The 11,847-nt window shown below is 39.2% G+C and carries 11 protein-coding genes and 1 tRNA gene; 8 read left to right on the top strand and 4 right to left on the bottom strand.

Annotated features, from left to right (window positions below; genetic code table 11):
- The first annotated feature begins 34 nt into the window (after positions 1-34).
- Positions 35-814: a sensor histidine kinase gene (locus QQK02_RS05625; RefSeq protein ID WP_284206997.1), complete on the top strand. Its 780-nt coding sequence runs from the start codon at positions 35-37 to the stop codon at positions 812-814.
- A gap of 26 nt (positions 815-840) precedes the next feature.
- Entirely contained in the window at positions 841-1,548 is a 708-nt protein-coding gene (locus QQK02_RS05620; RefSeq protein WP_284206996.1) for a LytR/AlgR family response regulator transcription factor, read from the top strand.
- 613 nt (positions 1,549-2,161) lie between these two features.
- On the opposite strand, the gene QQK02_RS05615 is transcribed toward QQK02_RS05620, so the two are convergent.
- Both QQK02_RS05615 and QQK02_RS05610 read right to left on the bottom strand, forming a co-directional pair.
- Positions 2,162-2,246, bottom strand: a tRNA-Leu gene (locus tag QQK02_RS05615).
- A gap of 372 nt (positions 2,247-2,618) precedes the next feature.
- The gene (locus tag QQK02_RS05610) at positions 2,619-3,014 is read right to left on the bottom strand and encodes a hypothetical protein (RefSeq protein WP_284206995.1); all 396 of its coding nucleotides are present in this window, start codon (positions 3,012-3,014) and stop codon (positions 2,619-2,621) included.
- A 107-nt stretch (positions 3,015-3,121) separates the two neighbouring features.
- Here QQK02_RS05610 and QQK02_RS05605 point away from each other — a divergent pair, with 107 nt between their 5' ends.
- Entirely contained in the window at positions 3,122-3,613 is a 492-nt protein-coding gene (locus QQK02_RS05605) for an RDD family protein (protein WP_284206994.1), read from the top strand.
- Between the two features lie 18 nt (positions 3,614-3,631).
- Here the strand turns inward: QQK02_RS05605 and lptG are convergent, their stop codons facing one another.
- On the bottom strand, positions 3,632-4,699 hold the full coding sequence (gene lptG / locus QQK02_RS05600) for an LPS export ABC transporter permease LptG (protein ID WP_284207142.1): 1,068 nt from the start codon (positions 4,697-4,699) through the stop codon (positions 3,632-3,634).
- Positions 4,696-5,829 (bottom strand): LPS export ABC transporter permease LptF, encoded by a 1,134-nt coding sequence (gene lptF, locus QQK02_RS05595; RefSeq protein WP_284206993.1) that lies wholly within the window; start codon positions 5,827-5,829, stop codon positions 4,696-4,698. Before lptF ends, lptG begins: the two co-directional genes overlap by 4 nt.
- Before the next feature lie 239 nt (positions 5,830-6,068).
- Here lptF and pepA point away from each other — a divergent pair, with 239 nt between their 5' ends.
- From pepA to QQK02_RS05570, 5 genes are all read left to right on the top strand, one after another.
- Positions 6,069-7,577 carry a leucyl aminopeptidase gene (gene pepA, locus QQK02_RS05590; protein WP_284206992.1) on the top strand — a complete coding sequence of 503 codons (1,509 nt, stop codon included), beginning with the start codon at positions 6,069-6,071 and terminating at the stop codon, positions 7,575-7,577.
- Positions 7,578-7,582: 5 nt separating this feature from the next.
- Complete coding sequence (locus tag QQK02_RS05585) at positions 7,583-8,041, top strand: DNA polymerase III subunit chi (RefSeq protein WP_284206990.1); 459 nt, start codon at positions 7,583-7,585, stop codon at positions 8,039-8,041.
- 9 nt (positions 8,042-8,050) lie between these two features.
- Complete coding sequence (locus QQK02_RS05580; RefSeq protein ID WP_284206989.1) at positions 8,051-10,906, top strand: valine--tRNA ligase; 2,856 nt, start codon at positions 8,051-8,053, stop codon at positions 10,904-10,906.
- Between the two features lie 314 nt (positions 10,907-11,220).
- Entirely contained in the window at positions 11,221-11,430 is a 210-nt protein-coding gene (locus tag QQK02_RS05575) for a cold-shock protein (RefSeq protein ID WP_284206988.1), read from the top strand.
- Between the two features lie 153 nt (positions 11,431-11,583).
- The gene (locus tag QQK02_RS05570) at positions 11,584-11,793 is read left to right on the top strand and encodes a cold-shock protein (RefSeq protein WP_284206987.1); all 210 of its coding nucleotides are present in this window, start codon (positions 11,584-11,586) and stop codon (positions 11,791-11,793) included.
- The last annotated feature ends 54 nt before the right edge of the window (positions 11,794-11,847 follow it).

Raw genomic sequence — 11,847 nt, 5'->3', positions numbered from 1 at the left:
TCGAACGACTAATTTCGCTAAAAAGAAGGCTATTTTGAACGTTTGGTTAAAGAGTATTGCGCTAGTATTAGGTTATGGCGTCAGCCTATATCTTATCTATCTTGTCACAAATCCCGAGGTACTGATTGTATTTTTAACCATTAGCTTGATGCTACCACTTATTTATTTGATACAAGATAGAGCAAAGCAAAAACAATACATTGACCATTTGCATCAAGAAACACTCAAAGCTGAACTGAGTTTACTAAAAAGTCAAATTAATCCACACTTTTTCTTTAATACTTTAAATAACTTATATGGGCTAGCCGTTGAGAAATCTGATTTAACTGAAGAGGTAATATATCGCTTGTCTCAAATGATGCGTTTTACGATTTATGATGGCCGTAAACATACAGTATTAGTGGAAGATGAAATCGCATATTTGGAAAACTTCATTGAACTAAATCAACTGCGCCACAGACATCGATTGGATATTCGGTTTGAACGACATATCACCAATGAGCAACAACGTATCCCACCATTGTTATTCATTAATTTGCTGGAAAACGCCTTCAAACATGGTGTGGATACCTTAACCGATAGTCAGTATATTCATTTTTGCTTAACGACTAATCCTGAGATGATTGAATTTACAATCGAAAATAACTTCGACAAAACGGTGTTAGAGAAAAATAAAAAGCAACGAGCAAGTGGCGGACTGGGACTAGATAATTTAAAGCGCAGGCTTGTTTTGCTTTTTCCAGATAAACACCAAATAAAAACAAATGTTACCGATAGCCTTTATAAAACAACGGTTTCGATAGACTTAACATAAACGGGTTACATAGACGGATTAACTTAATGAATTATTTAATCATCGACGATGAGCCAACCGCGCATAAATTGATCACTCGATTTGCACAAGCTCATCCGACATTAAACTTAGTGGGTTCGTGTTTTAATGCGATGCAAGCTGAACAATTGATGCAATCGAATCAGGTTGATGTGATTTTTCTAGATATTAATATGCCGAAAATGACGGGTTTTGAATTTTTAACCGCACTCAAAAAGCCCCCACAAATCGTTGTTATTTCAGCACACCAAGAGTATGCATTGGAAAGCTATGAATATGAAATAAGTGACTACTTACTTAAACCGTTTAATGCTGAACGATTTGGGAAAACATTTCAAAAGATAACCGATAAACAAGCGTTGTTCGAAAGTCATAGGCAAAGTGGGAACAGCAGCAATGCCCTGCAAGAAAGTATCTTTATTAAGGATGATAAAAAACATCATCAAGTGGCATTAAATGAATTACTTTATGTTAAAGCAAATGGCAACTATTCCTCAGTTTATTTAAAAGGTTCTCAGTTACTAAGCCAAATGAAAATTTCTGATTTTGAGCGCTTATTGCCAGGGGAACATTTTTCTCGAGTACATCGTTCATACATGGTTGCCCATCATGCATTGACATTAATCAAGGCCAGTGAAGTACATATTAATGATTTTGTTGTACCGGTTGGGCGAATATACAAAGACAAAGTGTCACAAATAGTTAATAAGAAGTAATTGCAATGTACAGTCACGTTCAAATTCAGCAGTTAAAACTTCCTTTGATATATTATATCGAGCTAATAAACACATCAGAACCTATTGAATACCAATTTAAATCAATTTGTTACAGCATCAAAAGGTAATGCTACCACACCCACTTCTCCGGCCACGTTTACCACGCCTCAAAATTTTACATATCTGTAGTGGCATAGTGACTTTGAAAAGCATTAATCAAGAATGTAGTTTATGGCCTACATAGCGTCTACATTGGATTTATGGATAATTTAGATATTAAATTGGTACCGGAGGACGGACTTGAACCGTCACGCCCGAAGGCAACGGATTTTGAAAAGTAAGCGTCTATTTATTTACTTAAATTTCAGTAAGTTAAAAACCTATTTAGACACTTTACAAATTCTTTGCAACTCATCGTCGAGTCCACTTTCATTGTAGTCTGTAACAAAAACAAAATGGTTGCCTATTTTATAGAAAATCAAATATTCCAATTAGTTACCTTTTTATTTACTTAAATTAAATAGAAAATCTTTATTGAAACCATACCATAAAACACATTGAAGTATATAAACGAAAAAAGCCCCATCCGATTAAGGACAGGGCTTTCATATAATGGTACCGGTGGGCGGACTCGAACCGCCACGCATTGCTGCAACGGATTTTGAATCCGTCGTGTATACCAATTTCACCACACCGGCAAAGGCTTGTAGCTAACCTTTTAGTTTGCAAAGAAATCAATTCTTGTATTTAAAAACCGAACTCTTTATAAACTAGCCAACCATCAATTCAGGTTAACATTTTTCAAAACTTAAATTTTTCTTTGCAAATCTTTGCAAGAGAAATGCAAACACTCACTTTCAATACAGGGCAATTAAATCAAGTGCAGACATTCAAAATCAAGCTAAGCGCCTTAAATTTTGAATCCCCTGTGCCTACCAATTCCATCACTCCGGCATAGGCAAGACAAACTGTAGGGTTTATGGCTCGCATTATACGACATCGAAATTGCTAAGCAACTGTTTTATCGCATACATTTATTAATTGCTCAAATATCAAACAAAGGACAACAACTATTTACTTAAAAAGCCTTCCATCCAAGCCAGAGCCTGACCTTTTTCATTGAAAAACTGATGAGTAATATCATTGGCCTGATATATTTGATGACACAATTCTTTCGTTATAAATTTGGTTTCACACGACGTTAGATTAATTGCCACCGCTTTAACCTTACTTTGCTGAAGAAATATTTTATGTTTTTGTGCTCCTGTGGTGGTAGGTATAGCCTCACCGATAGGTTCGAGATAAACCACAAAATTGTCTGGATCAACATGTTGCGATGCTGACGCTAACTGAATATGAAAACGGTCAAAATACTCATCATTCCATGGCCCATATGCAGCAATGAACATCGTGTTATTATGAGTTTCTATCTCACAGTATCCATGTGCTTTGAATTTTGATTTCAAATTTACCACCAACACCTTAGTTATATTTTAACTTTAGCAAAGAATTCATCACTTAACCTTTAATTGCTGCTTTGCTAGACTAGCGCAAATTTTTAAAAGGTTTTGTTATGTCTGCAGTTGAAGATTTTCCAAGAGCTGGGTTTATTCGTCGTTTTGGTAGTTGGGTCTATGACGTATTAATTGCAATCGCAGTTTATATGACGGCTGGCGCAGTGAGTTTTGCTATATTCGCCGTACTCGTTAACACAGGAATAATACCTTCAGGCGGCGAGGAACATGTTATTAGTGTCCTGCAAAACTCTATCGTGTATACCTTAATCAACGAATGCTTTAAATTAGGCTGGGTAGCCTACTTTTTTGTATTTTTCTGGGCGCGAAGTGGACAAACGATCGGCATGAAAGCTTGGCGTTTAAGAGTGCAAAACCAAGATGGTAGTTTGATTAACAAAAAAACAGGGGTAAAACGTTTAATACCAACGCTAGGCGGTTTGGGTAATTTAGCCGTTATATTCGATAGAAAGCATAAATTAAGCCTTCAAGACAGATTTACAAATACAGAAGTTGTTCTGTTATCACTAGAAGCGAATAGACCGCGATAACACAAAAATTTGGATTTCTTACGCCCGCTTATTCATATAAAAAACAGCGACACTGACGAATATAATCGACGGTAGAATAGCGCCAAGCACCGGTGGCAATTGATAAACTAAACTAATTGAGCCAGCTACTTGGTTCACTAAATAGAAAACAATACCTGTAGCTACGCCCATGACAATTCTTGCGCCCATCGACATTGATCGCAATGGGCCAAAAATAAAAGACAATGCCAACAGCAACATCACACCAACAGTAAACGGTTGAACAACCTTACGCCAAAAAGCCAACTCGTAGCGACTTGGGTCCTGATCATTACTTTTCAGATACTCTAAATACTCGACCAACCCTTGAATCGACAATGCTTCTGGTTTAACCGTTACTACACCTAACTTTTCTGGCGTTAATGTCGAACGCCAAAGTTGAGTTTCAGCAATCTCCGTCGTAAACGCCATGTCGTTAATTTCAGTATTTTTTACATCATGTAATAACCAAGCGTCATCTTGATACGTTGCTTTTGAAGCTGCAGACCAGCTTTTCAATTTCAAACTGTTATCAAATCGATAGATCTGTACTTGTTTTAAAGTGCCAGTATCAGCAACTTCACTAATGTGAACAAAATAATCGCCGTCTTTTGCCCAGACACCACTTTTAGAAGAGATTAAACTACCACCAGAAATTGCTTGAGCTCGAATTTCTCTCGCTGCTGCCTCGCCTTGTGGCGCTAGCCATTCCCCAACTGCCATACTTAAAATAACCAAAACAGCGGCGGCTTTCATCACCGACTTTATGATGTCTAAACGTGATAAACCAGCAGCCTGCATCACAATTAATTCACTATGGCTTGCCAACATACCTATGCCGATTAAACCACCGATTAAGGCCGACATAGGAAAGAATATTTCAACATCACGAGGAGTTGCATAAAGCACATATAAAGCAGCGTGTGATAAATCATAATTACCACGGCCAACGGCTCTGATTTGCTCAACAAACTTTATAATACCGCTGATACTAACAAAAACGGTCAGTGTCATTAGTGTGGTTGAGGCAATAACTCGACCAATGTATAAGTCTAATATTTTCATTATGCGTTTCGCCCTCTTAACTGCACTTTCGGCAACTTCGCTTTAATTTTTCGTCCACTTGTTCGGCCTTGAACAATTAAACTCACACCGAGCACGAGTGCACACAAATGAATAGGCCATAAGCCAACGTAATGAGGCACGGCTTCACTTTCAATACCACTTCGAATCGATGTTAATAATAAGAAATACGTTAAGAACAGTAATAATGCAGGTACCAACTTACCAAACTTACCTTGTCTAGGATTCACTACAGACAATGGCACTGCGATAAGGGTCAAAATTAAACATGATATTGGAAACGCTACGCGCCACTGAATTGCTGCTTTTGCTTCCGGATCGGGGTTACCTAGTAAATCAACCGTTGGTGTAGCGGTCACTTTACGGCGCTTATGCTCTACTTTTTTGTCTTGAATATCGAATGCGTAGTTCCCAAAACTTACTACGCGCAATTCTTTCGACTCCGTATCTTTTTGATAACGAACACCGTCTTCTAATATGAGCTTTTGCGCACCACTTTCTTCTTCTATAACCTGACCAGATTTAGCATAAACGATACTTGAATTAATAATTTCGTTAAAACTGCTGTTTTCATCGGGTAGCTGCGCAACAAAGACTCGATCTAGTTGGTTTCCTTCTCGGTCTTTGTTATGAACGAACATAACCGCTTTGTTATTACTCGTTTTTTGAAATCGACCAGCAACAACAGAGCTAATCCCCGCATCAGCGGCTAGTTCTTCTTTTACTTGGTACTCATATTCCGCCGCCATCGGTGATAAATAAAGTGTAAATATCCCGGTAATCACTGCTGTGATCAGCCCCAAGACTAACGTTACACGCACCACATACCATTCGCTAACCCCGCAGGCATGCAATATGGTCATTTCACTTTCAGCATAGATTCGGCCGTACGCAAGCAAAATACCGAGAAATAAACTTAACGGTAATAAGGTACCTGCCAAGTCTGGTACTTTTAAGCCAATAAATATCATCACGAGATGACCTGGTATACCACCTTCAGAAGCGTCATCTAATACACGAACAAACTTTTGGCTAATAAAGATTGTCATTAAAATGAAAAATACAGCAAACTGAGTTTTAGCTACTTCTGATAATAAATAACGGAAAATAATCACAAATAAGCCCCTAAAAACTTAGTTTTTTTCTGACATAAGGAAGATTTTTAAGTAAACTTGTCATTTTTATATATAAATAATTTTTGAGTCGCATAGGTAAAAGTTGCGAGTAAGGCTATAATTATAGCCTTTAGCGAACTTAAAATAATAGTAAGCTTATCTATTATTCGATGTTTTAGGCAAGTTTAATCGATTTTTTATCGAAATATTGCAGACTTTTAAGGTAAATAGGAGAACCCATGGAGTTCAGTGTAAAAAGTGGCAGTCCTGAAAAACAGCGCAGCGCCTGTATCGTCGTAGGTGTATTTGAGCCGCGTCGACTTTCAGCTATCGCTGAACAACTTGATGAAATAAGTGAAGGCTATATCAGCAACTTATTGCGCCGTGGCGACTTAGAAGGTAAGTCAGGGCAAATGTTATTATTGCATCACGTACCTAATATTCTTAGTGAACGTGTATTACTTGTTGGTTGTGGTAAAGAGCGTGAACTAGATGAGCGTCAATACCGCCAAATCATTAGTAAAACAATTAATACATTAAATGAAACCGGTTCAATGGAAGCCGTTTGTTTCTTATCTGAGTTACACGTTAAAGGTCGCGATACTTACTGGAAAGTTCGTCAAGCGATTGAAGCAACTCATGATTGTTTATATAGCTTTAATAGCCTAAAAACACGCAAAGAAGAGCCAAGACGCCCACTGCGTAAAATGGTATTTAATGTACCAACACGTCGTGAACTTGCTATTGGTGAGCGTGCAATTGCACATGGTTTAGCAGTATCTGAAGGTATCACTACCTGTAAGAACGTAGCAAATATGCCACCTAATATTTGTAATCCAGCGTATTTAGCAGATCAAGCAAAGATATTAGCAAACGATTACGCGACAGTTACCACTGAAATTATCGGTGAAAAAGAAATGGATGCTTTAGGTATGCATTCATATCTAGCTGTTGGTCGTGGTAGTGAAAACGAATCATTCATGAGTATTATTAAGTACTCAGGTACAAACGATGCAGTTAAACCGATTGTGCTTGTTGGTAAGGGCTTAACATTTGACTCAGGTGGTATTTCAATCAAGCCAAGCGAAGGCATGGACGAAATGAAATACGATATGGGCGGTGCCGCTGGTGTTCTAGGTGCTATGCACGCATTAGCAGAAATGAATTTACCCATTAACGTAATTGGTGTTTTAGCTGGTTGTGAAAACATGCCTGGTGGTAAAGCATACCGTCCAGGTGACGTACTAACAACGATGTCAGGTCAAACGGTTGAAGTATTAAATACCGATGCTGAAGGTCGTTTAGTACTTTGCGATGCATTAACTTACGTTGAGCGTTACGAACCAGAATCAGTTATTGATGTTGCGACCTTAACAGGTGCATGTGTTATCGCGTTAGGCAAACACGCAACAGGTTTATTAAGTAATCATAACCCACTAGCCCATGAGCTATTAAACGCGTCAGATCAAAGTGGCGACCGCGCTTGGCGTTTACCATTATGGGATGAGTACCAAGAGCAACTTGAAAGCCCTGTGGCAGATTTCACCAACTTAGGCGGTCGTCCGGCAGGTACAATTACCGCAGCAGCATTTTTATCCCGTTTTACTAAGAAGTATCACTGGGCTCACTTAGACGTGGCTGGTACAGCTTGGCGTAGCGGTGGCAAAGATAAAGGCTCTACAGGTCGTCCTGTTAGTATGTTAAGTCAATTCTTACTTAACCGTTCAGGCGAAGAGCAAGGCGAATAACAGCGATGCAAACACAGGTAGAGTTTTTTGTATTACCTGAAGATGAATCAGAGGCAAATTGCCATCTGATTCAAGCCTGTGTGCATGCTGCAAACTTGTATCGCCAAAATATACGCGCATATATTTTTACTGAAGATCTAGCACAAGCTCATCGTATTGATGAATTGCTATGGGCTTTTGATCCTCAATCTTTTGTGCCTCACAACCTCGTTGGCGAAGGCATGAAACAAGGTTCGGCGATTGAGATTGGTCATCAACCACCTCAAAATCGCCGTTCGGTACTGATCAACCTAGCGAATCAAGTACCAGACTTTGTTACTCAATATCAACAAATTATCGACTTTGTTCCAAGTGACGACACGTTAAAACAACAAGCTCGAGAACGCTTTAAACAATACCGTTCTTTGGGTTTTTCGTTAAATACGCATCAAACGAAGAGCGAACAAGCGATCACAGAAAATTAAGTAAATCTGATGGAAAAAACATTTAATCCAGCTGACATTGAAGATTCCCTGTATAAATCATGGGAAGAAAAAGGTTATTTCAGCCCGACAGACGAAGGCGATGGTTACTGTATCGCTATTCCACCGCCGAATGTAACTGGTAGCCTACATATGGGCCACGCATTTCAACAAACAATTATGGATACCTTGATTCGTTACCAACGTATGCAAGGTAAAAGTACCTTATGGCAGTCAGGTACTGACCACGCAGGTATTGCGACTCAAATGGTTGTTGAAAGAAAAATTGGTGCTGAAGAAGATAAAACTCGTCATGACTACGGTCGCGATGCGTTTATTGACAAGATCTGGGAGTGGAAAGCGGAATCTGGTGGCAACATCGGTAAGCAAATGCGCCGCTTAGGCAACTCAATTGATTGGTCTCGCGAGCGCTTCACGATGGATGACGGCTTAAGTGATGCCGTGCAAGAAGTATTCGTTCGACTTTACCAAGATGACTTAATTTATCGTGGTAAACGCCTTGTTAACTGGGATCCTAAGCTACACACGGCAATCTCAGATTTAGAAGTTGAGAATAAGGATAAAAAGGGCCATATGTGGCACTTACGCTATCCTTTGGCTAATGGTGAAACAACTACCGAAGGTAAAAACTTCTTAGTTGTTGCAACTACCCGCCCTGAAACCATGCTTGGTGATACAGGTGTAGCCGTTAACCCTGAAGATCCTCGTTATAAAGATCTGATAGGCAAACATATTGAATTACCACTCGTCGGTCGTTTAATTCCAATCGTTGGTGATGAACATGCCGACATGGAAAAAGGCACTGGTTGTGTGAAAATTACACCTGCTCACGACTTCAATGATAACGAAGTAAGTAAGCGTTGTGGCTTAGCTATGATCAATGTGCTTGATAAAAACGCGGCGATTTTAGCTCAAGCAGAAGTTTACAACACCAATGGTGAAGTCAGTACTGAGTTTGATTCGGCCTTACCAGCTGAATTTGCTGGCCTTGATCGTTTTGATGCACGTAAAGCTATTGTTGCCAAGTTTGACGAGTTAGGTTTACTTGAAGCGGTTAAAGATCACGACTTAGTTGCGCCACACGGCGATCGTTCTGGCGTTATCATTGAGCCATTATTAACCGACCAATGGTATGTGCGCGTTGAAAAACTCGCTAAGCCTGCCATTGAAGCAGTTGAAAATGGCGATATTGAGTTCGTACCTAAGCAATATGAAAACATGTACTTTGCTTGGATGCGTGACATTCAAGACTGGTGTATTTCTCGTCAATTATGGTGGGGTCATCGTATTCCAGCTTGGTATGACGACGCTGGCAATGTATATGTTGGCCGTGATGAAAATGAAGTACGTGAAAAACACAGTTTAGGAAACGATGTTAACCTACGACAAGATAATGACGTATTAGATACGTGGTTCTCTTCAGCACTTTGGACGTTCTCAACATTAGGTTGGCCGAATGAAGAAGAATTGATGAAGAAGTTCCACGCTACAGACGTACTTGTGACTGGTTTTGATATCATCTTCTTCTGGGTTGCTCGTATGATCATGATGACCATGCACTTCATTAAAGATGAAAATGGCAAGCCTCAAGTACCATTTAAACAAGTCTATGTAACCGGACTTATTCGTGACGAAAGTGGCGATAAAATGTCTAAGTCAAAAGGTAATGTCATCGATCCACTTGATATGATTGACGGTATTTCTTTAGACGATTTACTAGATAAGCGCACTGGCAATATGATGCAACCACAGCTTGCTAAGAAAATTGCCAAAGCCACGAAGAAAGAATTTCCAGAAGGTATTGAAGCACACGGCACCGATGCGTTGCGATTTACTTTATCAGCACTGGCGTCAACCGGTCGTGATATTAACTGGGATATGAAACGTTTAGATGGTTACCGTAATTTCTGTAATAAGTTATGGAATGCTAGTCGTTACGTATTGATGAATACTGAAGAGCACGACTGTGGTAAAAATGGCGGCGATATGACGTATTCATTAGCTGATCGTTGGATCCAAAGTCAATTTCAAGAAACCGTCAAAACTGTCCATGAGGCTTTTGCAACATTTCGCTTTGATTTAGCGTCACAAGCGTTATATGAGTTCACATGGAATCAATTCTGTGACTGGTATTTAGAACTGACAAAACCTGTTTTATTTAAAGGTGATGAAGCGGCTCAACGTGGCACACGTAATACCTTAGTTAATGTATTAGAAGGTTTATTGCGTTTAATGCACCCAATTATGCCATTTATTACTGAGACGATTTGGCAGCGTGTTGTACCGCTAACAAGTTTTGTTACGCAAGGTGAAAGCATTATGATTCAAAGCTTTCCACAAGTTGACGAAAGCCAAATTGATGCTCAAGCAGTAGCAGATGTTGAGTGGTTAAAACAATTCATCGTAGCGATTCGCAATATTCGCGGGGAAATGGACATTGCACCGAGCAAACCATTGCCTGTGTTATTGAAAAACGTTAATGAACAAGATCAGCGTCGTTTGGCTGAAAATGAGCAATTTTTAAGTGCCTTGGCAAAACTTGAGTCAATTAAAGTGCTTACTGACGATGAAGAAGGGCCAGCATCAGCAACAGCGGTTATTGGTGACTTATCGGTGTTGATTCCTATGGCGGGTTTAATTGATAAAGAAGCAGAGTTAGCGCGTTTATCAAAAGCCATCGAGAAACTAGAAAAAGATGTTGCTCGTACACAAGGCAAACTAGGTAATGAGAACTTTGTTTCTAAAGCGCCTGAAGCTGTTATCAATAAAGAAAAGGAAAAATTAGCTGACGCAGAGTCTGCCTTAGCTAAGCTTATTGACCAAAAATTACAAATTTCGGCACTTTAAGCCTTTTTTATTGACCAAAAAGTCAGCTTTGGCTGACTTTTTTCGTTTTTATAAAATAGTTCATGACTTTGTAACAAAAAGCATGTATCTTCCCCTTTGTATGGTTTTTGACAGAATCTAAAATCATATTCGCGTTGAGTTTTTGCGTTCGGATGAAGGTTCTTAATCAAATATATGATGTATTGATTCACCTGGCGCGCTAGTGTTATTGGCATACCTTCCTCTGTCTGTACTTTTGGGTAGAGGGCATTTACTCCGTGAGTTGGGTCATTTTGACCTTTATTTTTAATTATTGTACTACGGGAAATGTAAGTATGTCTGATACAGTAACTGGTAAAGTTAAATTTTTTAACGAATCTAAAGGCTTCGGTTTTATCGAGCAAGAAAACGGCCCTGACGTTTTCGTTCACTTCTCTAACATCACAGGTTCGGGTTTCCGCACTTTAACTGATGGTCAAGCAGTATCTTTCAGCGTAAAACAAGGCCAAAAAGGCCCTGAAGCTGAAAACGTAGCGGCTTTATAATCGAGCGTTAGATTTAAAAAGAGGAGCGCCGCTGTGCTCCTTTTTTTCTGTCCTTCTAATCAAGGGCAAACAGAAAACAGCGTAATTATTACGCGCAACTTAGGTCAATATTGACCGCAAATTTAAAAAGTATTTTTATACTAGGAAAAGAGCATGTCTGATAAAGTAACAGGTAAAGTAAAATTTTTTAATGAATCTAAAGGCTTCGGTTTTATCGAGCAAGAAAACGGTCCTGACGTATTCGTTCACTTCTCTGCAATCGCAGCTGACGGTTTCCGCACATTAACTGACGGTCAAGCAGTTTCTTTCAGCATCAAACAAGGTCAAAAAGGCCCTGAAGCTGAAAACGTAACGGCTCTATAATTTAGAGCGTTATATGAAAAAAGGAGCTTATAGCTCCTTTTTTTGTACCCGAAA

It is taken from the genome of Thalassotalea eurytherma, assembly GCF_030161415.1.
Taxonomy (GTDB): domain Bacteria; phylum Pseudomonadota; class Gammaproteobacteria; order Enterobacterales; family Alteromonadaceae; genus Thalassotalea_G; species Thalassotalea_G eurytherma.
The sequence above is the reverse complement of the archived record's forward strand: the minus strand, read 5'-3'. Positions and strand labels throughout refer to the sequence as shown.